This window comes from Candidatus Schekmanbacteria bacterium RIFCSPLOWO2_02_FULL_38_14, assembly GCA_001790855.1.
In the GTDB taxonomy this organism is placed as follows: domain Bacteria; phylum Schekmanbacteria; class GWA2-38-11; order GWA2-38-11; family GWA2-38-11; genus 2-02-FULL-38-14-A.
Genome location: MGDH01000015.1, coordinates 13530 through 37567, shown reverse-complemented (window position 1 = coordinate 37567; position 24038 = coordinate 13530). Strand labels below are relative to the sequence as shown.

Below are 24038 nucleotides of genomic sequence, written 5' to 3'. Positions count from 1 at the left end.
AACAAAAAATTGTAAAAATGTAAAAACACTTTTCAGGAAGATAATATGATTTCAGTAAAAGATATTGAGCAGGCAAAGAAAAGATTGAAAGGCATTATTAATGAAAAGAATTTTATAAAATCTGAGATTTTAAGTGACTATTTTAAAACTAATATTTATCTGAAGCTTGAGAATTTGCAGAAAACAGGGTCTTTTAAAATAAGAGGATCATTTAACTTTATTAGCCAGCTTACAAAAGAGGAGAAAGTAAGAGGGGTAGTAACAGCTTCAGCAGGAAACCATGCACAGAGTGTTGCTTATGCATGCTTATCTTTTGGGATCAAAGCTACTGTTGTGATGCCTAAAGGAACTCCATTGACTAAAGTAAGGGCCTGCAAATCTTTTGGAGCAGAGATTATTTTTAATGGCAGTACCTATGATGATGCATATGAAAAAGCAATGGAAATCTGCAAAGAAAAGAATCGGGTATTCATTCATGCTTTTGATGATTACGATGTGATAGCAGGACAGGGGACTATTGGGATTGAAATACTTGAGCAGGCAGAAGACATTGATATGGTTATTGTTCCAATAGGCGGAGGAGGATTGATATCAGGAATATCTGTAGCAATTAAAGAGAAAAATCCTTCAGTGAAAATAATAGGAGTAGAAGCAGAAGAGGCAGCATCAGCTTTTTTCTCAAGAAAGATGGGGAAGGTTGTCCATCTTCCTATGGTAAAAACAATTGCAGACGGAATCGCTGTAAAATCTGTAGGGACAAAGACTTTTCCAATAATAGAAAAGTATGTAGATGAAATTGTTACTGTTAATGAGGAGGAGATTTCTGAAGCAATATTGATGTTTATGGAACAGGGAAAATTAACAGTAGAGGGAGCAGGTGCAGCACCATTGGCAGCCCTTTTAGGAGGAAAGGTTAAATTTGAAGGGAAAAGAGTCGTGCTGGTTATTAGCGGTGGAAATATTGATGTTAACATGGTGTCAAGAATTATTGAAAAAGGTCTTCTGAGGGCAGGAAGGTTTACGAGAATTATAATAGATATCAATGATATTCCAGGAGCACTTGCAAAAATTGCAGAAATGTTTGGAATTGCAGAAGCAAATATACTTCATATTGTTCACGAGAGAGCAGCATTAAATATTCCTTTTGGAAAAACACGGGTAAAACTTGATTTAGAGACAAAGGGATTTGACCACATAAAAGAGATAATAAATATTCTGGAATCAAAGGGTTTTAATGTTTCTATTGAAAAATGAATCTTTACGTTAAATGGCAAAAAACTAACATTAACCGTTAAAGTTATAACGCTTTTTTTAATCTTTCCAACAAAATTCTAAACTTAAATTTTCTGCTAAAAATCAATAAAATCAACTACAAACATCTCTAAAATAAAATTTTTTCTGATTTGGCATAGAAATTGCAAATAGCCATTAAAATATTTTTTCAAAGTTAGAAACTTTTTTTTAGGAGGTTTTAAAATGATACAAAAAATGACTCAAAAAAGAACTTTTAGTATTACAACATTGATTGTGCTGACATTTTTCTTTTTATCAAGCTTAGGACTGGATATTGTAAGAGCTAATGAATATTCAAATGAGAATGGAAATAATGAAAGTTCTTTTGCTTTGCATGGAAATATCAAAGGAAATATTCCTGTGGGGGTAAAGCTTAGAGTCGGTTTGATAAACAGGGTAACCGGAAATGAAATGGTTTCTGTTTTAGCAAATGAAGATGGCGACGGAAAATACAGTCTTTCATTGCCTGAAAAAGTAGGGAAAGAGGAATTAAGCCTTATAGGTGAGGATTTCCCTGATTCAAGAAGCCAGAATGTAATGGTAGCTGATTATGATGTAGTTTTATATGGTGATGAAGACAACTCAGGAACATTTGACAAAGATGAAGAAATAGGTGGAGTCCTTGATGCATGGGTATCATTTTATGAAGGAGGCATTTCTGATGATGAACCATTTTTTAATGGATGGAACAAGGCAGGAACCTTTATTGGTTTTAGCCAGAACTTTGATGATGAATTTGATATTTCAATTCCTGCCTCTTTTATTGGAGTAAATAAAAAGGCATCAAAATATCAGACTAACAATGATAGAAGTAAAAAGAAATCAATATTGGTTGTAAAAAAATCTAAATCCAGGAAGGAAGCCAAGAAAGAGAAAGCAAAAAAATCTGAAAAAAAAGCACCTCCTCTAAGGATTGTGCCAAAATCTAAGATTATCGAACTGGGAGATGAAATTGCATTTGAAGCAATAGCAAAAGACCCTGAAGCTGATATACTCTGGGCAATTGATAATGATGATGGAACTCTTGGTGAAGTAGACGAAGACGGGATTTATATATCGCCTGATGTGATGCCAAAAGCTAAAATTATAACAGTAAGAGCATATTTAGTTAATGATGAAAGTGTTTTTGCTCTGGCAAAGGTAAAGTTTAAACCAGTAGTTGTCAAAATAATTCCAACATCAGCAACAGTGCCTGTAAATGAAAATACAATTTTTTCAGAAATTGTTACAGGAACATTTAATACTGATGTTATATGGTATGTAAATAATATTGAAGGTGGAAATGAGAATGTCGGTATTATTGATTATGGAGTTTATACAGCACCTTCCACAGTTCCAAGCCCTTCAAAGGTAAAAATTAAAGCTGTAAGTGTTGTTGATACATCAAAATCTGCTACAGCAGAAGCTATAGTTGTAAATAGTCTAAGCGCAAAAGACAAAATTTTATTTCTGAAGCTTTCAGGTCCAAAACAGATTTTGATTGGTGCAACAGAGACTATTACAGCTTCTGCAAAAACAAAAAGCAAAAAAACTATTCCCCCAGTAGGAATAGAGTATTTCATAGACGATGAAACAATCGCATCTATAGTAACTAATGATGATGGCACTGCTTCAATAACAGGGCTTTCTGAAGGTAGTGTAGAAGTAATTGGAAGCACAGAAGAAAAAGACAGCAGTCCTTTAAAAATAGACGTAGTAAAAGAAATTAAAAGTGAAGCAGATTCTCTTATGATATCAGGACCAAGTTATTTAACTGTAGGCTCCAATGCTGTTATTACAGCTTCAGCCAAGAATAAAAAAGGAAACTTCTTGCCTATTTCTAATGTTTCCTACTCTTCAGATAATACTAATATAATCTCTGTTAAAGCTGATGCAAATGGCAATGGATTTGTAAATGCTTTAGCTGTTGGTGAGGCAAAAATAACAGCGACTTCCGGGAATTTAACAAGTAATACACTTAAAATAAAAGTTACTGAATCAACCGGGGAAACCGGAGCTATTGCTTCCCTGAAGGTATTTGCACCCTCTGTTTTACCTGTTGGTGTTAGTGCCCCACTAAATGTTCTTGCAAGAGATGCTAATGGAAAGCCAGTACCTCCAATCGGGGTTAACTATGTTTCCAGCAATACATCTGTAGCAACAACATCTGTTGATGCAAGCGGTTCAGGGAATGTTTCTGCAATTGCTGAAGGGGAAACACAGATAACTGCTGAACTTGGGACTGTAAAGAGTGACCCAGTTACATTGAAGGTAGTTGGTAAAATTGGTGGTGGTATTGGAGGTTTTGACCAAATAGCATTTATTAACCTCCAGGTTCCTCCTTCAATGGAAATTAATCAGACACTTCCTATTTTTGTAAATGCAAAGAATTCTTATGGTATGCCAGTACCGACCGCAGGGATTTCTTATTCCTCAAGCGATACAAATATAGTAACAGTAAAAACTGACTATACTAATAACCCAGTTATTACTGCTAATAGTCAGGGCGAGGCTGATATAACTGCAAGTGTGGGTACTATTCAAGGAAAGGCACATATTGTCGTAAAAGCACAAAGTAGTGGAACCAGTGCTGATGTTGCTTTCCTGGATATGCCGTATCCGCCTCCACTGAATGTTGGTCAGACCTTTACCGTGTTTGTGATGGCACGTAATTCCTTTGGAATGCCGATGCCTGTTCCATTTGGCATAGAATACAGTTCAGAGGATACATCCAAGGTATCAGTATCCAAAGATCCGGGTAACAATTTGGTGCTAAATGCTCAAGCTGAGACACCACTCAATCCAGTCAAGGTAGTTGCCAAAATTAATGGTGCGGAGAAGGCTTCTATAATGGTAAAGGTTAATCCTTTACCTACAAGTGGATTTGGTGATGTGGCATTTCTTGATATGCCATATCCACCTCCATTGAATGTAGGTCAAACTTATACAGTGTTTGTGAACGCGCGGAATCAATATGGAATGCCTATGCCTGTGCCATTCAATATAGAGTATTCATCAGATAATCCTGCGGTTGTGACTATATCAAAAGATCAGGGTTTCAATGCTGTTTTGTATGGGGCAGGTGCTGGAGAGACAGATATTCATGCCAGTGTAAAAAAATCTGATGGGTCTGTTGTCATGGCTAATGCTGTACATGTTAAAGTTGCAGCAACATCTACCGGTGGTGGTCAGGCAATGTTCTTGGATATGCCTTTCCCACCTCCATTGACAGTAGGACAGACTTTTACCTTATTTGTTAAGGCATTAGATCAGAGTGGTAAGTCAGTGTCTCTTGCAGGTATAGCATACACAACGGATAAGCCGGCAGTAGTTTCTGTTAGCTCTGATTTTGCCAATAATGCAGTGTTGACAGGAATGGGCGCTGGTACCGCAAACATTACGGCAACTCTTGGTACTCTCACGAAAACTGTTACTGTTACGGTAAATACCTTTACTGGTGGAGGTGGTCAGATAGCATTTTTAGATATTATGAATCCACCACCTCCTACGATGAAAGTAGGAGAGTTTTTTCAACTAATTGTTATGGCAAGAAGTCAGTATGGTATGCAGGTTCCATTAGGACCGGGTTCAATATTATATACTTCATCAAATTCGGGTGTAGCAAGTGTTATGCCTGATCCGGCGAATAATGGAAATATTAACGCAATTGGTCAAGGAGAAGCTGATATAACTGCTGCTCTTGCTACAAATACTTCTATATCAAAGACTGTTCATATCTCGGTTATACAATCTACAGGTGGAACAAGCCAGGTAGCTTTTCTGGACATTCCTTTCCCACCTCCATTGAATGTAGGACAGAGTTTTACTCTATTTGTTACAGCCAGAGATATGTATGGTAAGCCTGTTCCAGCAACCGGTATAACTTACAGCTCAGACAATCTATCAATAGTTGGAGTAGTACCTGATTTTGCAGGAAATGCGATACTGAATGCCCTGAGTGCTGGAAAGGCAAAAATAAAAGCTGTTCTTGGAAATATATTTAAGGAAATTGAGGTTACTGTTAATCAACCAACAGGCAGTTTTGGAGAGATTGCATCTCTGTTTCTTCCATCTATGCCACCAGTTTTTGTTGGACAACAGTTTGTAATGCCTCCTGTTACAGCTAAAGATGCAACAGGCATGATTGTTCCAGCAAGTGGTGTGAAATTTGAATCAGGTGATACAAGCAAGGCAATGGTTTTTATTGACCAAGGTGGAAATGGAGTTATCTTTGGTGTGTCAGCAGGAACAGCAAACATAACTGCCTCTATTGATACTCCATTGGGAAATCATATAGTAAGTAATGTCGTTCAGATAACAGTTGTTAGTGGAACAAGTACTGGTGGTGCGGTTGCATTTCTTGAAATTTCAGGGCCACCATCAATTATGACTCAGGGGACAGTTGCTCCATTAGCTGTGAAGGCAAAGGATTCAACTGGTGCTCAGGTTCCACCTCCAAGCGGTATTACCTATGAGAAAGAACCTGCAGGGATTATTGATGTTTTTACTGATAGCACAGGGTTTACCAGTGTAAAAGCTATAGGCGCTGGTACAGCTACATTAAAAGCTATTAGTGGAAGCATTACAAGTAATATCCTAACTATACTGGTTCAGGGTAGTTCAACAGGCGGTCAAACTAATGTTGCCAGCTTACAGCTTCAGGGTCCTTCCTCTATTAAAGTAAACGAGCAGGCAAACATTCAAGTTATTGCAAAAGATAGCTTTGGTAATATTGTGCCTCCTCCAACAGGAATTACTTTCAATTCTAACAGTCCAGCTATTGCAGAAATCGTAACAGACTCGTTTGGGAACCCTATACTTAAAGGAAAGACTGTGGGTAATGCTTCTATCACAGCAACTCTTGGAACAATTGTCAGCACTCCCTACAATGTGAGTGTTGTAAGTGAGACAGGAACACAGGGTCAGGCTCCATCTATAAAAGGAGTTTTTGTGAATAACCTTCCAGTGACGAACGCAAACGCAGGAACAATAATAGAAGTTCGAACTTCTTTTCCTGGTGCTCAGGGAACTCCTACTGAAGTCGGTTACAAGATAGGAGGAATTCAAGCAGGTTTCACTATTGGTGGACTGCTGAACTCTACTGACCAGACTTACAGTGTAAACGTTACTATTCCGCCATCAGGTGTAAGCGGCCCAGTTGGTATTCTAGTAACATGGAAGGGAGTTTCAAGCCAGCCCTTTAATTTCACTGTGAATTCAACCTCACCGCAGACACCGACAGTAAAAAATAATACCCTTCTTAACCACTTCAGTGGAGCAGGGAACTTTGATTTCTCAACGGGAGCTGAAGTTACACTTGCTTCAGGGCAGGGAGATTTAGAGTTTGCTGGCATACCTTCAAGTCCAGAACTCCGTGGTGTTGCTTTTGATGGAGGAATACTGGATGCAGGAGTAGTTACTCTTACCCAAATGACAACTCCACCTACAACTGGATTTGCCTTTAATGTAATTCCTGTGGCAAATCATGGTTATTGGGTTAAAACAACAGAGGGGAAATTTGCTAAGCTTGTAATTAAGGTTTTAAACTCTGCTCCTGATGCTTCAGGAAATGCTACGTCTGTAAACTTTGAGTGGGTTTTTATGAACTAAATAGGAATAAAAGCAAAAATTAAAGGCATCCCGATTTATCGGGATGCCTTTTTTATTTCTTTTTAAATCTGGACAAAAGCTGGCAGATTTATAATTTTATCTTAGCCTTAAAACATGCCACAAGATGCCCTGGATTAATTTCTTCTAAGGGTGGTTCTTCTTCAAAATGCTCAGGCTCAGCAATCGGACATCGAGGGGCAAATTTACATCCCTTTGGCAAGTCCAATGGACTGGGAACAGTTCCTGGAATTGTAGAAAGCCTTCCCCTTATTTTTCCATTATTACCTTCTTTTTTAACTGATACTAATAGTCCTCTGGTATAGGGATGCAACGGATTTTCGAATATTGTATAAACATCAGCATATTCCACAATTCTTCCTGCATACATGATAGCAACACTCTGGCAGACTTCAGCAACAACACCCAAGTCATGAGTGATTAAAAGAACAGACATCCCAAAATCGCTTTTAAGTTTGCTTATTAGCTCAAGGATTTGGGCTTGAATTGTAACATCAAGAGCTGTTGTTGGTTCATCTGCAAGGAGAAGTTCAGGATTGCAGGAAAGTGCCATGGCTATCATAACCCTCTGCCGCATTCCTCCACTCATCTGATGAGGATATTCCTTGATACGTTGTTCAGGAGAAGGAATACCTACTTTTTTTAACATCTCAATAGTTTTTTGATAAGCATCTTTTTTTTTCAGTTTTTGATGTAGTATGATTACTTCTGCTATCTGATTTCCAATGGTAAAGACCGGATTTAGAGAAGTCATCGGCTCCTGAAAGACCATAGATATTTTATTTCCTCTGATTTTTCTCATTTCTTTATTTTCAAGTTCTAAGAGGTTTTTGCCTTCAAAATAAATCTTACCGCTTACAATTTTTCCTGGAGGGCTTGGAATTAATCGTAGAATAGAAAGGGCTGTAACACTTTTACCACAGCCTGATTCTCCTACAAGTCCTAATGTCTCTCCTCTTTTAACTTCAATATTGACTCCATCAACAGCCTTAATAGTTCCACTGTTTGTTATGAAGTGGGTTTTAAGATTTTCAGTTTTTAAAAGAATTTCTTCTTTCATTTGCCAAGATTTAATCTTTTTATGATTTCAGGTATTAGGTCTTCCCACCCAAGCGCCATGAAATGAATACCGTGGCAGAAGTCTTGAATTCCTTTGATTATGGATACTGAAATTTCAATACATTCCTTTCGTTTATCATCTGCTTTTTCCATACGTTCAATGATATCATCAGAGACACATACGCCAGCTATTTTTTCATTCATATATCGAGCCATTTTAGCAGATTTCAAAAGAACAATTCCTGCCATTATAAAGACATTGAGGTGTTTTGTTTTTTCAATGAATTGTTTAAATTTTTCAGAGTCGTATATAGCTTGGGTTTGAAAAAATGAGGCACCTGCTTTTACTTTTTTTTCAGCTTTGATAATTTCAGGTTCTATCGGGTCTGCCCCAGGATTGATGGCTGCTCCTAAAAAAAAATTTGGTTCTTTCATCAATTTGTTTCCTACGAAGTCGTGCCCTCCTTCAAGGGTTTTTGCAATCTGAAGAAGCTGGACAGAATCAAGGTCGAAAACTGGTTTAGAATCAGGATGGTCTCCTAACTGTGGGTGGTCACCTGTAAGAATAAGGACATTCTCTATACCAAGTACAGAGGCGCTCAAAAGGTCTGATTGAAGGGCTATGCAATTCCTGTCACGACAGGTGACCTGAAAGATGACTTCAAATCCCTTTTCTATTAGAAGATGGCATGACGCAAGTGAGCCAAGACGCATTACAGCGCTCTGTTGGTCGGTAATGTTTAATCCGTCAACTTTGCCTCTTAAAGATTCTGATATTTCAAAAATTTTTGAAACATCAGTTCCTTTTGGTGGCTCCACTTCAGCCGTTAGAACGAATTTCCCTTTTTCAAAAAGATTTTTTAAGCTCATCAAATGGAAAATAAGATTTAAGATAATGTATGGAATTATATCATTATATCTTCTCTGATTATTTTTCTTGGTATACCATTATCAATTACAGATCTTTTCTTTGGAGGAATTATTTCTGTCATGAGATTAATTTTACCAATAAGCTTTAACCTCTTATAAATTAATTGCCATGCGCAATCAATATCTGGATTAACTTCACATTTACTATTTTTACTTCCGCCGCATGGACCATTTAAAAGGCTTTTTGAACATCTTGAAATCGGGCAAATACCTCCGGTTAAGTCTAAAATACAATCTCCGCATGACCTGCACCTTTCTGCCCAGATTCCATGTTCAACAGGCGCTCCTATAAATGTTGTGTTTAATCCCGGAAAGGTTATTTTTTCTGGAAAGAGTTCGGTTAAAGTCTGAGCTCCAATTCCGCATGCAAGAGATATAATAACGTCACTTGAGGAGATGAGTTTTTTTAACTCATTAACAAATTCTTTTTCACATTGCCTTTCTACAGTTATTTCTTCGATGGTTATTTTCTTGCCATTAAGTTTTCTTGATATTCTTAAAGCAGAAGCCAGAATTTTTACCTGCTTTTCTCCTCCTGCAAAGCACACTGCTACGCATGTACCACAACCGACAATAAGAATTCTTTCATATCCTTCTATCATTTCAAGGATTTCTTTGATTGGCTTTCTTTCTCCAACAATCATCAAATCTCCTTCTTGAGATTTTAATTTTAACAACATTACTTCAACTTAACAGCTTTTTGCAACTAAAAACTGAATAGATTATTTTATTTGTAAATTCAAGCTGTTTATGCACAAATTGTGGCCTGATTGACAATAAGTCAATTTTATAGTTTAAACTATTTAACGTACAAATAAAGAGAAAAGGTTTTTAACTTTTTCAGGGGGGGAAGTATAAACCTTATGGTCATTTATAACAGCTTCTGGTATTGTTTGAACCATATCATAGGCTTCATCAGGGGAAAGTATTTTGGAGACGGCATTAAGGGCTTTAGAAAGAATTGGTGGCCTTGATTCCTTAGAATGAGCATCGGAGGCAATAATCTGAACAAGGCGGTTAATTATCATTTTTTTTGCTGTTCTCTTTGCCTCATATCCGAAATCCCCTGTTATGCTCATGGCAGTTACTTGCGCTAAAGCACCATCTTTTATATAGTCATAGAGAAGATTTGGAGAGCGTTGGAAAAGATAATTTCTTTCTGGATGACTTATTATAGGTATTAAAGAATTATTAATCATTTTTCTTAGAAGTTCTTTTATTTTATCGTGGAGAAATTGTGATGGTAGTTCAATGAGTACGTATCTTGTACCATTTATGGTAAGAAATTCATTTGATTTTATTCTCTCAACAATTTCATGGGAAATATGAAGGTCAGCACCTGAAATTATTTTTAAGTTTATGTTGTTGCTAGCAAGATAATTGTTTAAGTTTCTAATTTTGTTTAGAATATAATATGAAGTAGGTTGATATAACCCTTCAAGAAAATGTGGGGTTGCCACTATAGTTTTTATCCCATCGTTTTCTGCAATATCTGCCATTGCAAGGGATTCTTCTATACTATTAGGTCCGTCATCGATTTCAGGTATTATATGACAATGAATATCAATCATACTTTTTTAATATAAAGTAATTTTTTAAAAGTAAAGGGTAAAAGAGATTTCTGTCTACTGTTAAAGATTAATTACTCTGATTACACCAATCGGTAGTATTTAAATATTATAGATTGAAAAAGTTAGACGCAAAAAGACTTTTCAGGATAATTTCTTTATGTATTTTACGCTCCTGATGGGATACCTGAAGGGAAATGGTTGCGAATCATAAGAAATCTTAGATATAAATCAAGAAGATAACAGGTCAATTTTTAATATAGTATTGGAATTAATCCAATGTTTGATACAAATCTGATTCGATTGGTTAATTAAATGCTTAATATCTTTTGAACTGACAGTCGGTTAAGCCGCAAATAGTACATTGTTTAGGTATGTGCTCTTTCAATTTTCCCAAATATACACAAAATGAAACAGATTTTTTAGGAACCATCATAAAAGAGTTTGTGAGACTTACATTTATTTTTTTAGCATTTATAATATTAAAAATATTTTCCTGCTCACTAAGTTCGAAGTTTCCATATCCTGGGCTGAAGCGCTGGCTTGTATGTAATCCGAATTTATTAGCTTTTTCACAAATGAGAAAGTTAATCTTATTTGCAATATCTTCAACAGCAACTGAGCCAATCGCGTCAAGGATTAGTGCCTCTGTATAAGAACCTTTATCATTAAGTATTGTAACCTCTTCATCTATGGATTTCCCAAGAGTACAAAGAGCAATAGCCATTTTTTTGATAGAGGATATAAACTTTCTGAAAGATTTTACATTGAGATAGTTTTTATCTTGAAATGAAATTTTTTCTTCTTCTACCTCTGCAACATCTTTAATAACATATAGTGCTTTAGGATTTATCAGATGTTGAGCCTGAGCAATTTTATCATCAATGATTTCTTCGAGCTTGGGCGTGAGTTTTTTGTTTTCACCCTTGACTCCTGAGAGGCGATAGATTTCGCTTCTATTAATGGTCAAAGGTATTTCTGTTACGAGCTGGAGGCCATAAGGGTTTATTTTAGTGATTTTCATAGCTAACAAACTTGGATACATAAAAATATTATTGACTTATAAATTTAATGAAGTGTAATTATTTGAATCCCATGGGTTTGTCAAGAAGGACATCCATTTTTTAAAAATGAAATAGCAGTATCTGCTCTGCAAAGCAGTTGATGCGAGGAGTATCCCAATTTTTAGAGGAGTGCTGAAATGAGGAAAAAGAGATTAGTACTATTGAGTATTTTTGCTATAGCACCCCTGTGTGTGCTGTTTCTAACAATGAGTTCTGCAAAATATTATAATCTTGAAACAGATGCTTCAGAAAGGAATAAGGAATTCATTTTAAAGGAATTGAAGATGGAAAATAGTGTTCTTGATTTGAGCCAACCAAGCGGTGGTGAGATTAGTGGTTTAGTACTTAACCAGAAAGTAGGGGAAAGACCAACTTTTACATTTTCCTATTCAAAGCTTGGAAAGATACCTAAAACTAAAGAAGCTAAGGTAGTATTTTCAATTAATGGGACAGGAAACGACAAAAGGTCATTAGAACTCTCTGGCAGGATTAAAATAAAGGTTGATAGAATGGGAAAGAAGTTTATAAAAGTATCAGTAGTAGATAATGATTTTATTTTTAGCGGTACAGATTCTGCTGGTACCACTGTATCAGGTACAATGTTTGCTACTGATGCCTTTACTGCCTCTGGTAAGATGTTTTCTATCCATTTCGCTGTACTCTTTAGTGGCTTTGAAAGTGAACTTGGGACAATCGAGAAAGAAGTTGGTGTGTATACATGGTCATTTAAAATTACAGGGATGCGGCAGAGATATAGAGGTCGATCTTTTACAACTCTCAGCGGAATTCTCAACGTGGTTGAGTAAAATAAGTAAAAATTGAGAAATTAATAAGATCAGGTAATATCTTCAAATTCTGGTAGTGCCGAGCATGAACGGCACCGAACACATCCTGCAAGAGAATTTTGCCATGAAAGATTGTTTTCTTTTAATAGTCTGCTGACACTTTCATATATCTCAGTTAGTTTATCAGGGTCAATTGATCTTTTAAAACTTAAAGGGGTATTTGGAACCGGATGAAGTGGGACAATATAAGGATAGACTCCCATTTCACAAAGCATTTTGCTTCCTTCTAAAATTGAGTCTGTGCTTTCTCCGATTCCTGTTACTATGAAACTGCTAACCTGATTTCTTCCAAATACATTTACAGCTTCTTTCCAGAATATTTTGTAGGTTTCAATATCAATCCTGTTTTTTCCGGGAAGTATTTCGCTTCTTACTTTCTTATCAAAACTTTCTATGTGGATTCCAATTGTGTCAGCCCCTGCATCGTATAGGTCCTTAATACTTTTGATATTTCCATTTGGAGATACCTGTATGTGAATAGGAATACCTGACTTTATTTTTATTGCTTTTATACAATTGCAAAGATGTTTGGTAAGCCCTTCAGGATTTTTTGAAGAGCCAGTTGTTAGTGTAAAAAAACTAATGTCATCATAAGTTTTTGCATACCATGCAACTTCAGCAAGGTCTTCAGGCAATTTAACAGGGATAGTACTATTATTTTCTAAAGAGAACTCAATTGCGCAGAATTTGCATTGCAAGCCTTCTCTCCATAAATCACACTTCTGAAAAACAGTAGTGGCAATGCATTTGCATCCGTGAAAAAGGGCTATTTTGTAATAGGGAACTCCTTTTGCAGTTTTCTGATTATAAAAATTAGGAGTTTTTGGGAATAGGATATCAGTAATATATTCATCTGATTTGAAAAGTTTAAAGATTTCAGAGTCTTTTTTTATTTCATAAGGTGAAGATTCAGTCAGAAATTCTGTTACAGGGGCATTAATTGGAATTTCTTCGATTGAAAAAGTTATATTTGAAGCAGGTCCTGCCCCCGTAGCCCTTATTTTTTCCTGAAGGTTACCTATCTTCACACCATAAAACTGTAAGTCAACCTTTAACTTCTTGGTATCCATAGATTTTATAGATTAAAATAATTTTTATGCTTATTATCTTGTACGGTTAGCATAAAATTTTGATATAGATAAGTCATTTAATCTAAGAATGTCAAGGAAAGAAAAATATTTTAGTTTTAGGCAGGAGTTGTTATTAATAATTGTAAAAAGCTAAAAGCAATGTTCTTATAAATCAATCTATTGAAAAGGAATAGTTTTGTTGAAGGTTTAAATTTTAAGATTTAGAAAATGTAAATTATAAAATGAAACATAGAAAGTAATGTTGCCTCCATTGAGAAGGTGTTCAGGAAAGGTGAAGGGGTTTATTTTTTCCTTCCCAAGTATCATGTTACAGTTTCTTTTGCGTGAAATTGGAGGCAGCATCAAATTATAAATAGCTTGACATATATACAAAAAAATTATTATGAAAAAAAATCTTTACTGCAACAAGTTCACATTTTTAATCTGAGGTAATAAAATAATAATGAGTAAAATTTTAATTACCGGAGGGGCGGGATTCATAGGAAGTCATGCAGCAGAATATTTTTCAAAAAACGGCTATGATGTCGTTGTTTTTGATAATCTTTCAAGGGCTGAATTGCTTGGAAAAGATGAGAGAAATGCAAGGTTTAACTGGAATTATTTAAAATCATTAAAAAAAATAAAACTGGTAAAAGGGGATGTCAGGAGTTTTGAAAGTTTAAAAAGAGCTGCATCAGATGCTGAGATAATAATTCATGCAGCAGCCCAAACAGCAGTAACAACATCCGTAGTAAATCCTGAACCTGATTTTTCTGTAAATGCGGCGGGTACATTTAATGTATTGGAAGTAGCAAGAAGATTAAAAAAAAGACCATCAATAGTTTATTGCTCTACAAACAAAGTTTATGGTCACAATGTTAATAAAATAAAAGTTTTTGAAGAAAAGACAAGATACAGATTTGATGATAAGTATAAATTTGGAATCCCTGAAAGTTTTTCAATAGACCTCTGTGAGCATACACCATATGGCTGTTCTAAACTTACCGGTGATATCTATATGCAGGATTTCTCTCACCAGTATGAATTGAAAATTGGTGTTTTTAGAATGTCATGCATATACGGAACAAGGCAGTTTGGAGTTGAAGACCAGGGATGGGTTTCGTGGTTTGCAATAGCTACTATGATGAATAATCCAATCAGAATATATGGGGATGGGAAACAGGTCAGAGATGTTTTGTTTGTAACTGATCTTATCAGGGCATATGAGGCGTTTTTAAAAAGTGATATTCAATGCGGGGTTTTTAATACTGGTGGCGGATATACCAAAACCCTTTCACTTTTAGAACTTCTGGATATATTAGAAAAAACCACAGGAAAAAGAAGTTTATTAGAATTTGGAGATTGGAGGCCAAGCGATCAAAAAGTGTATATTTCAGATATTTCTAAAGCAAGAAGGGAACTTGGCTGGAAACCAGAGATTGAACCCAAAAAAGGCGTATTAAAGTTAGTAGAATGGGTTAAGGAGAATAAAAAAATATTTTCTTAATTCTACAATCAAAAGAATTCCTCAAATCTCTGTTACGGGATAGTTTGTTGATAAAGGAGGATAAATGGGAAGAGAGATTGAAATTACTGAAAAAAACTTTGAACAAGAGGTTTTGAAATCGGATATTCCGGTACTGGTTGACTTTTGGGCTACCTGGTGTGGACCATGTAGAATGGTAGCACCTGTAGTTGAGGAAATTTCTGAAGAATATTCAGGTAAAGTTAAGGTTGGAAAGTTAAATGTTGATGATAATCCCTCTATTGCTTCCAAATATAAGGTTATGAGTATTCCCACGCTTATGCTTTTTAAAGGTGGTGCAGTTGTGGATCATCTCATTGGTGCACAAAGCAAAGTCCAGATAAAGGCAATGATCGATAAAGCCTGATAATATGAAAAATTCTTGGAAAAACAATTAATAAAATAAAAGGGTTCAAGCATTAAATTATTTTTTAATATACTTGAACCCTTTTATACTTGCTTAGTAATTTTAGCTCTAATCTTTGTTATCAGGTTCCCATTTCCCAAGAGGAGAGGTAATGTTGCTGTTCTTTTGTCAGATTATCTATTTTGATTTCCATTGATTTTAATTTAAGTCGTGCAATCTCAGCGTCAATTTTCTCAGGTATTTTATAAACCTGACGTTGCAGGTTCTTACTGTTTTTTGCGAGATATTCTGCTCCCAAAGACTGATTGGCGAAGCTCATATCCATAACACTTGAAGGATGTCCCTCTGCGGAGGCTAAATTGATTAATCTCCCTTCTCCAAGAACATTTATTTTTCTGCCATCTTTTAATGTGTATTCCTCAACAAATTCTCTGACTATTCTTTTTTTCTTTGCCAGATGGTTAAGTCCTTTCAGATCAATTTCAACATTAAAATGTCCGGAGTTTGCAACAATTGCCCCATCCTTCATTTTTGGGAAATGTTCTTTTCTAATTACATTTATATCTCCGGTAAGAGTAACAAAAAAGTCACCAATCTTTGCAGCCTCCGCGATCGGCATAACATCATAACCATCCATAACTGCTTCAATGGCTTTTAATGGGTTTACTTCAGTTACAATTACTCTTGCACCCATGCCATTTGCCCGCATTGCAACTCCACGACCGCACCATCCATAGCCACAGACAACGAAACGTGAGCCTGCTATCATCCTATTTGTAGCACGCATAATACCATCGATTGTACTCTGACCTGTTCCATATCTGTTATCAAAAAAGTGCTTGGTATTTGCATCATTTACTGAAATAACAGGAAACATTAAGACTCCTTTTTCAGCCATGCTTCTTAATCTTATTACTCCTGTAGTGGTTTCCTCTGTTCCTCCAATAATATTTTTTGCCAAATCTTTTCTTTTTGTATGTACCTCTGACACCAAATCAGCTCCATCATCCATTGTAATATGTGGGTTGAAGCCAAGGATGCTGTTTATATGTTTATAATATGTTTTATTGTCTTCACCTTTTATGGCGAAAGCAGGTATGTTGAAATCCCTTACAAGCGATGCTGCCACATCATCCTGCGTGCTTAATGGGTTTGAGGCACATACTGCAACAGATGCCCCGCCTGCTTTCAGAGTTATCATTAGGTTTGCTGTTTCTGTTGTAACGTGCAGGCATGCGCCTAATCTCAGACCTTTAAGGGGTTTTTCTTTTTCAAATCTTTTTTTAATGAGATTCAGTACCGGCATTTCCTGATTTGCCCACTCAATGCGAAGCTTTCCAATTTTGGAAAGTCCTAAATCTTTGACATCATAATTCACTAATTTACTCCTTTTTACTTATTTTGATTTATGCTTTTACGTTAGAATCCCGCTGCCTTCCTTATTTCTTCAGCCTTATTTATTTTTTCCCATGTAAACTCAGGTTCATTTCTTCCAAAATGTCCATAAGCAGCAGTCTTTTTATAAATAGGACGTTTTAAATCAAGGTATTTAATTATACCTGATGGAGTTAAGTCAAAAGTATCTCTTACAATTTTTCTAAGTTCAGCAAGAGAAATTTTTCCGGTATTGAATGTATCAATCATAATGGAAACAGGCTCAGCAATTCCTATTGCATATGCCAACTGTACTTCACATTTTTTTGCAACACCTGAAGCTACAATGTTTTTTGCAATATGCCTTGCCATATAGGAAGCAGACCTGTCAACCTTGGATGGGTCCTTTCCGGAAAAAGCTCCGCCACCATGGCTTCCAACCCCCCCATAAGTATCAACGATTATTTTTCTTCCTGTTAACCCGCAGTCGCCCATAGGCCCGCCAACTACGAATCTTCCGGTTGGATTTATGTAAATTGTCGCATCATTCTCATTGAAAAGCCCTTTAGGCATAACAGGTTTTATTATTTTTTCAATAATATCTGCTTTCATTTCTTTTGGAGTGATATCAGGACCGTGCTGTGAAGATACTATTACCGTATCAATCCTTGCAGGCATTCCATCAACATATTCCACTGTTACCTGTGTTTTTCCGTCTGGCCTGAGGTAATTTAATACATTGTTTTTTCTCATTTCTGATAATTTCAGAGCCAGCTTATGTGCGAGTGATATTGGCATTGGCATAAGCTCGGGTGTTTCATCGCAGGCATATCCGAACATAAGTCCCTGGTCACCTGCTCCCTGAGGTTTGGCGTCTGATGCATCTACTCCCTGAGCTATATCAGGTGACTGCTTATCAATCGAGGTAAGAACTGCACATGTTTCGCAGTCAAATCCGTATTTAGCCCTTGTATATCCTATCTCCCTGATAGTTTCCCTTGCTGTTTTAGGAATGTCTATAATTGCTTTTGTAGTTATTTCTCCTGCTATAACTACCATTCCAGTGGTTACCATAGTTTCGCAGGCAACCCTTGAATTAGGATCTTGACTGATAACAGCATCTAAAACAGCATCAGATATCTGATCTGCTATTTTATCTGGATGCCCTTCTGTTACAGATTCTGACGTAAATAAAAAATCTTTTCTGCTCACAGTAGAACTCCTCTAAAAAAGTTGTAGTTATTTGTTGATTTAGTTGAATATGAACTTGTTGTGAAATTTATTTTTTATTTCCTTTTTCACATAGTCTTCTATCTCCTTTGAAGTTTTTAGGGTAAGAGCATGGTTTGCAATTCTTTTTGCTTCTTCTAAAGTAATAGCTCTTATCATTTTTTTTATGGTTAAGATAGAGCTTGGATTCATGCTTAGTTCATCAATACCTAAGCCAATAAGGATTAAACTATATAATGTTTCACCTCCCATTTCACCGCATAGACAGGTTGGGATGCTTTCTTCTTTTGCTGAATCTATTACATTTTTTATTAATCTTAAAATTGCAGGATGAAGCGGGTCGTAAAGATATGCTACTTTTTCATTTACGCGGTCAATAGCGAGTGAATACTGGATCAGGTCATTTGTTCCAATACTGAAAAAATCGACTTCTTTTGCAAGAATATCTGCAGTCAGGGCAGCGGTTGGGACTTCAATCATTATTCCAACCGGAATGTTTTCGTTGAACGGTTTTCCTTCTTTCCTTAATTCTTTTTTGCACTCTTCAAGTATTGAATTGGCTTTTGTTAATTCATTGATTCCAGAAATCATAGGATACATTATTTTCAGGTTGCCATAAATACTTGCCCTCAAAATTGCTCTTAGCTGAGTTTTGAAAATCCATGGTTGGTCAAGGCAGAACCTTATAGCCCTGAGACCCATAGCAGGATTCATTTCTTCTGCAAGGTCCAAGTGGGAAAGGAATTTGTCGCCTCCTAAGTCAAGAGTGCGAAGAATAGCAGGAAGTGGTGCAATTTTTTTTGCAACAACTCTGTAGTTTTCAAACTGTTCTTCTTCAGAAGGAAGAGTTTTTCGGTTTAAATATAAAAATTCCGTTCTGTACAACCCTATTCCATCAGCACCATGGTCTGTAACAGCATCAATTTCTTTTGACAGTTCGATATTAGCAGTTATGTTTATTCTTTGACCATCCAAAGTCACTGCAGGTAAATCCTTTAACTTATAAAGGTCCTGCTGAAAAACATTAAATTCAATTTGCCTTTCTAAATAGGTTTGATATGTGTGCTCATCCGGATTTATCAGAACTTCTCCAGAGTTTCCGTCAACAATAATATTATCTCCGTTTTTAGCATAGTTAGTTATATTTTCCAAACCTACGACAGCAGGGATTTCCAGGCATCTTGCCATAATAGCTGTATGCGAGGTTTTACCACCAATATCAGTGGCAAAGGCAGTTACCTTGTCTTTCTGCATCTGGGCTGTGTCTGAAGGGGCAAGGTCATGAGCAATAACTATAACCTTTTCTTTAATGTCTGATATACTTTCATGTTCATGTCCCATAAGGTTTGCAAGTATCCTTTTACCAAGATTATCAATATCAGTTCTTCGTTCTTTTAAATATTCATCATCAAAGCTAGAAAAAATATTGACCAGATCCCCGATAGATTCTGAAAGAGCCCACTCTGCATTCATTTTCTTATGCATTATGTTTTCTGTAACCTTTTTATGAAGCGTTTCGTCCTGAAGCATCAATATTTTGGCATCAAAAATGTAGACATGTTCCTGCCCGAGAGCCTTGGAAAGACGTTCCTTGATGCTTTTAATCTGACTGATTGAAAGATTGATTGCTTCTTTAAAACGCTGAATTTCTTTTTCTTTCTCGTGTTCTCCAAGCCTATACTTCGGAATTGATTCAATTTCACGGTTTAGGAGATAAGCCTTTCCGATTACTATTCCTGGAGAAACACCTATGCCTTTAAATGCTTTTTGAATCATTTGTCCTGGTTGCTCTAAAAGATCATTGGCAAATAATTAGTTTATTCTCGTTAGAAACCTGAAGATGATAAGAAATTAGACTATTAAAGAACCAAACTATTTATATTATCCAGTTATCTTTTCTTTAGTTATGTTTTGGGCTCAGAATCATAGTCATGTTACTTCCTTCAAGCCTTGGAGGTTGCTCAATTACACCAAGTTCCTTTACAGCGTCTGCTATTTTCCCAAGTATTTCTCTTCCAATATTGGTGTAAGCCAACTCTCTTCCATGGAACATTACTATAACCTTTGCCTTATCACCTAACTTCAGAAATCTTTCTATATGCTTTGTTTTAAATTCGATATCGTGTTTTTCTGTTTTAGGCCTTAACTTTACCTCTTTGACATGGAAAATCTTTTGTTTCTTTCTTGAATCGTGTGATTTCTTTTTCTGCTGAAATAAAAATTTACCATAGTCCATAACTTTGCATACAGAAGGGTTTGCTGATGGAGCTATTTCTACAAGGTCTAACCCTTCGTTTTGGGCAATTTTTAATGCTTCAGCAGGTGTAAGGATTCCAAGCTGCTCACCTGATGATGAAATTACTCTTATCTCCTTAGCAATTATTTTCTCATTGACTCTTACTCTTTTGATTATACTATATCACCTCCTGGTAATAGTTTCTTTGAAGTAATATCGTTATTAATCATTCTGATTACTTCTGAAATGGGGGTAGAACCTAAGTCTCTTCCGTCTCTAAGCCTTACTGAAACTGTTTCTTCTTTTTCCTCCCTTTTTCCTACTATAAGAAAATAAGGAATTTTCTGAAGCTGTGCTTCTCTGATTTTGAATGAAATTTTTTCATTTCTTGAATCAAATTCGCAACGGATTCCTTCATTGATTAGCAAACTTTTTATTTTCTCTCCATACTGGTCTACTTTGTTGGTAATTGTCAATATTCTTGACTGAACCGGAGCAAGCCAGGTTGGGAAAGCTCCAGCAAAATGTTCTATTAAAATCCCAAGGAATCTTTCCATTGAACCCAGTATTACACGATGGAGCATTACAGGCCTGTATGGTTTTCCATCGTGGTCTGTGTAGGAGAGGTCAAATCTTTCAGGAAGAGCAAAATCACACTGGATTGTTGCACACTGCCATAGTCTTCCAAGTATATCTTTAAGTTTTATATCTATTTTAGGGCCATAAAATGCTCCCTCTCCAACACATGTCTCAAATCCTAGCCCTCTTTTATTAAGGGCAGAAACCAGAGCATTGGTAGCTCTTTTCCAATCCTCATCACTGCCAATGGATTTTTCAGGTTTTGTGCTTAATTCTAATATATATTCAAATTTAAATATTCTCATCACATAATCAACAAAGTCAATAATTCCTGAGATTTCATCCTGAAGTTGTTCAGGAGTACAAAGTATGTGAGCATCGTCCTGTGTGAACCCTCTTACTCTAAGCAACCCATGAAGGACACCGGATTTTTCATGGCGGTGAACAGTTCCAAGTTCAAAAAACCTTAAAGGTAGGTCACGATAGCTCCTTGTCTTGCTCTTGTATATCAGCATATGGGAAATACAGTTCATAGGTTTTATTCCGTAAGTTTGTCCTTCTATTTCTGTGAAATACATCATCTCACGGTAGTTGTCATAATGCCCTGATTGTTTCCATAGGTCTAATTTTAAAAGAGTCGGACCAATTACTATCTGATATCCTCTTTTCAGGTGCTCTTTTTTTTCAAAATCTTCAAGCATTGTTCTGAGCATTGCACCTTTTGGGTGATATACAACCAGACCAGGCCCAATTTCATCATGAATGCTGAAGAGTTCAAGCTCTTTTCCAATCTTTCTGTGGTCTCTTTTTCTTGCTTCTTCTAAGTTTTTTAAATAGTTTTCAAGCTCTGAGGAATCAAAAAAGGATATTCCGTAGATTCTCTGAAGCATCTGTTTTTTTTCATTGCCCCGCCAGTAGGCTCCGGCTACACTGAGAAGTTTGAATGAGGAAACAAATGAGGTTTTAGGAATGTGGGGCCCGCGGCAAAGGTCTGTGAAACTTCCCTGCTCATAAACAGTAACCTCTCCCTGAGGAATTTCTTCCAAAAGCTCAACCTTATAGATTTCACCTTTTGACTGGAAATATTTTATTGCATTTTCTTTTTTAAATATATTTTTTTTGAACGCAGAACCTGACCTGATTATTTCTTCCATTTTATTTTCTATTTTTTCAAGGTCCTGTGGAGTGAAAGGGGTAGTTCTGTCAAAGTCGTAGTAGAATCCGTTTTCTATTGCCGGACCAATTGCGACTTTGGTTTCAGGGTAAAGTTCCTTAACCGCCTGAGCCATTATATGGGAAGTGCTGTGGCGCAGGATTTCAAGGCCTTCCTGAGAGTTTTTTGAAATTGTCTCTAAGGATATGTTTTTGTCAACTATATAACTTAAATCCTCAAGGGCACCATCAACCTTGCATGCAATGATATTTTCCAAGGATTTTGAATTAATAGAAGAAAGAATTTCTGCTACTGATTTTCCTGATGAGACTGTGTGTGTTCTGCCATCCTCAAGGGCGATCTGGACTTGACTCATAAGATTTATTTTCTCTTTTTTCTCCTCATAAAATTAATTAATAGGCACGAGGGGTGTCGAACCCCTGGCCTCTGCCGTGTCAAGGCAGCACTCTACCGCTGAGCTACGTGCCTATTCAGATTTTGAAATATACAAAAGTACTTTTAAAAAGTCTATATTTTTTTGCAACATTACATTTTAACGTTGCTATTAACCGCTGTTGTTTTTAACTTGCTAATGCAGGTCATAAAAAAGAATTTGACTTTTAATTTTATTGTCTATAAGAAAAGGCATTGAAACAATTTCTTGCCGGGATGGCGGAATTGGTAGACGCAAGGGACTTAAAATCCCTCGGAGCTTAGCTCTGTGCCGGTTCGATTCCGGCTCTCGGCAATTAAGATATATCTCAGGAAGTCCAAATCAATCAAACTGCCTTGTACCAGATTGCTTCAATTTAATAAATCGCTCCAGCGGACGCGATACAACCGCGCCGCTGATTTGGGGCTTTATACCTACTGATTGTACAGAAATTAATTAGGCCTCATTTATACAATATACGACCTGCTTCCTGAAAATCGTTAAGTTTTGCAAGAGGATTGAAGGAGTTAACATTTTCTCTTTTAACAAGCTCTAAGGAAAAGCAAGAATTCAAAATTATAATTGACAGCGAGCAAATAGCATGATTAAGAACTGTCTTAGTGGCGAAATTTTCAGAACTAACTTCAACCTCTGAATAGGTAAGTTATTTTCGACTCTTTTCTGAAAGAAACTGATGAAAATTTACGATATCTCAGTTCCTATTTTTGAGGGGATGCATGCATGGCCAAGAGACCCGAAAGTCAAGATAAGACCAAACCGCCAGATTTCAAAGGGAAGTTCCTGCAATGTGTCGCGCATTTCATTTGGGTCTCATACCGGTACCCATGTAGATGCTCCTTACCATTTTCTTAAAAAGGGGAAGAAAATGGATGAAATTCCGCTGGGGATTTTTATAGGAAAGGCATGGGTATTTGAAATAGATGCTGAGAAGAAAATCAATATAAAAGATATTAATAAACTGAATTTGGAAGGAAAAGAGAGAGTTTTATTCAAGACAACAAACTCTAAAATCTGGGAGAGAAGGAAAAAATTCTTTAAGGAATTTGTTTACATAACTGATAAGGCAGCTAAATTTATTGTAGAAGCAGGAGTTAAACTGCTTGGAATAGACTACCTCTCTGTTGAGGGTTTTGGGATACCAGGCGCTCCTGCCCACCATATATTGCTGGGAAACGGAGTCATTCTCCTTGAAGGGATTAATCTTTTAAAAGTTTCACAGGGAGAATATGAGCTTATATGCCTGCCACTTAAAATTAGTGGAGGAGATGGCGCGCCTGCAAGGGTGATTTTGAGAGAAATAAACTGATTTAATGAAAAGGAGGATCTGTTAATGGAACTCACTCCGGAGTTGAAAAAAGAAATTCTTGATTCCTATATGAAGGGATTGGGCCTTGAGCCTGCAAAACCGAGCCGTGAAGAGCTGGAAAATGAAATTGTAAATTATCTTAAATTAAACAATGTCTGTGTTCTTTGTACTGTAAATAAAGAAGGTGTGCCAAGGGCAACAGCAGTTGATTACAAAAATGACGGAATGACAATTTACATAATGACTGAGGGGGGAGGAAAGATTGATAACATCAGGGAAAATTCGAGAGTTGCACTGAGCATATATTCTCCGCATAGAACTATGAGGGCTGTGAGGGGAATAAATTATGAGGGAGAGGCAAAAATCTATACTGTTCAG

At 36.4% G+C, this 24038-nt stretch carries 17 protein-coding genes, 2 tRNA genes and 1 pseudogene (1 of these 20 only partly in view); 8 read left to right on the top strand and 12 right to left on the bottom strand.

Annotation, left to right across the window (positions count from 1 at the left end):
• Window positions 1-45: 45 nt before the first annotated feature.
• Both A3H37_01970 and A3H37_01965 read left to right on the top strand, forming a co-directional pair.
• Window positions 46-1254, top strand: a complete 1209-nt coding sequence (locus A3H37_01970) for a threonine ammonia-lyase (protein ID OGL50596.1) — start codon at window positions 46-48, stop codon at window positions 1252-1254.
• Between the two features lie 222 nt (window positions 1255-1476).
• Window positions 1477-6882: a hypothetical protein gene (locus A3H37_01965; GenBank protein OGL50595.1), complete on the top strand. Its 5406-nt coding sequence runs from the start codon at window positions 1477-1479 to the stop codon at window positions 6880-6882.
• Window positions 6883-6970: 88 nt separating this feature from the next.
• Here the strand turns inward: A3H37_01965 and A3H37_01960 are convergent, their stop codons facing one another.
• From A3H37_01960 to A3H37_01940, 5 genes are all read right to left on the bottom strand, one after another.
• Window positions 6971-7960: a peptide ABC transporter ATP-binding protein gene (locus tag A3H37_01960; protein ID OGL50594.1), complete on the bottom strand. Its 990-nt coding sequence runs from the start codon at window positions 7958-7960 to the stop codon at window positions 6971-6973.
• Window positions 7957-8829 carry a 5,10-methylenetetrahydrofolate reductase gene (locus tag A3H37_01955; protein OGL50593.1) on the bottom strand — a complete coding sequence of 291 codons (873 nt, stop codon included), beginning with the start codon at window positions 8827-8829 and terminating at the stop codon, window positions 7957-7959. The genes A3H37_01960 and A3H37_01955 overlap by 4 nt, the downstream gene beginning before the upstream one ends.
• 35 nt (window positions 8830-8864) lie before the next feature.
• Window positions 8865-9533, bottom strand: coding sequence for a hypothetical protein (locus A3H37_01950; protein ID OGL50592.1), 669 nt, complete (start codon window positions 9531-9533; stop codon window positions 8865-8867).
• Window positions 9534-9692: 159 nt separating this feature from the next.
• Window positions 9693-10460: a hypothetical protein gene (locus A3H37_01945; GenBank protein OGL50591.1), complete on the bottom strand. Its 768-nt coding sequence runs from the start codon at window positions 10458-10460 to the stop codon at window positions 9693-9695.
• A 316-nt stretch (window positions 10461-10776) separates the two neighbouring features.
• Window positions 10777-11481: a hypothetical protein gene (locus A3H37_01940; protein OGL50590.1), complete on the bottom strand. Its 705-nt coding sequence runs from the start codon at window positions 11479-11481 to the stop codon at window positions 10777-10779.
• A 177-nt stretch (window positions 11482-11658) separates the two neighbouring features.
• Between A3H37_01940 and A3H37_01935 the strand changes: the two genes are divergently transcribed.
• Window positions 11659-12327, top strand: coding sequence for a hypothetical protein (locus tag A3H37_01935; GenBank protein ID OGL50589.1), 669 nt, complete (start codon window positions 11659-11661; stop codon window positions 12325-12327).
• A 29-nt stretch (window positions 12328-12356) separates the two neighbouring features.
• Here the strand turns inward: A3H37_01935 and A3H37_01930 are convergent, their stop codons facing one another.
• Window positions 12357-13436: a hypothetical protein gene (locus tag A3H37_01930; protein OGL50588.1), complete on the bottom strand. Its 1080-nt coding sequence runs from the start codon at window positions 13434-13436 to the stop codon at window positions 12357-12359.
• 463 nt (window positions 13437-13899) lie between these two features.
• On the opposite strand from A3H37_01930, the gene A3H37_01925 reads away from it, so the two are divergent.
• Both A3H37_01925 and A3H37_01920 read left to right on the top strand, forming a co-directional pair.
• A complete protein-coding gene (locus tag A3H37_01925; protein OGL50587.1) occupies window positions 13900-14943 on the top strand; it encodes a hypothetical protein in 1044 nt (347 codons plus the stop codon).
• Window positions 14944-15007: 64 nt separating this feature from the next.
• Window positions 15008-15328, top strand: a complete 321-nt coding sequence (locus A3H37_01920; protein ID OGL50586.1) for a thioredoxin — start codon at window positions 15008-15010, stop codon at window positions 15326-15328.
• Between the two features lie 121 nt (window positions 15329-15449).
• Here A3H37_01920 and A3H37_01915 read toward each other — a convergent pair whose 3' ends face one another.
• The 6 genes from A3H37_01915 to A3H37_01890 all read right to left on the bottom strand — a co-directional run bounded on the left by A3H37_01915 (window position 15450) and on the right by A3H37_01890 (window position 22389).
• Window positions 15450-16706, bottom strand: coding sequence for an adenosylhomocysteinase (locus tag A3H37_01915; protein ID OGL50585.1), 1257 nt, complete (start codon window positions 16704-16706; stop codon window positions 15450-15452).
• Window positions 16707-16747: 41 nt separating this feature from the next.
• On the bottom strand, window positions 16748-17914 hold the full coding sequence (locus A3H37_01910) for a methionine adenosyltransferase (GenBank protein ID OGL50584.1): 1167 nt from the start codon (window positions 17912-17914) through the stop codon (window positions 16748-16750).
• 39 nt (window positions 17915-17953) lie between these two features.
• Window positions 17954-19708, bottom strand: coding sequence for a phosphoenolpyruvate--protein phosphotransferase (locus A3H37_01905; GenBank protein ID OGL50583.1), 1755 nt, complete (start codon window positions 19706-19708; stop codon window positions 17954-17956).
• A 124-nt stretch (window positions 19709-19832) separates the two neighbouring features.
• Window positions 19833-20345 (bottom strand): translation initiation factor IF-3, encoded by a 513-nt coding sequence (locus A3H37_01900; protein OGL50582.1) that lies wholly within the window; start codon window positions 20343-20345, stop codon window positions 19833-19835.
• A complete protein-coding gene (locus A3H37_01895; GenBank protein OGL50581.1) occupies window positions 20342-22276 on the bottom strand; it encodes a threonine--tRNA ligase in 1935 nt (644 codons plus the stop codon). Before A3H37_01895 ends, A3H37_01900 begins: the two co-directional genes overlap by 4 nt.
• Before the next feature lie 41 nt (window positions 22277-22317).
• A tRNA-Val gene (locus A3H37_01890) sits at window positions 22318-22389 on the bottom strand.
• A gap of 174 nt (window positions 22390-22563) precedes the next feature.
• Between A3H37_01890 and A3H37_01885 the strand changes: the two genes are divergently transcribed.
• The 3 genes and pseudogenes from A3H37_01885 to A3H37_01875 form a co-directional block, all read left to right on the top strand.
• A tRNA-Leu gene (locus A3H37_01885) sits at window positions 22564-22648 on the top strand.
• A gap of 379 nt (window positions 22649-23027) precedes the next feature.
• Window positions 23028-23660 (top strand): hypothetical protein, encoded by a 633-nt coding sequence (locus tag A3H37_01880; GenBank protein OGL50580.1) that lies wholly within the window; start codon window positions 23028-23030, stop codon window positions 23658-23660.
• Window positions 23661-23684: 24 nt separating this feature from the next.
• Window positions 23685-24038: pseudogene (locus A3H37_01875) on the top strand (hypothetical protein); it runs 189 nt beyond the window's last position.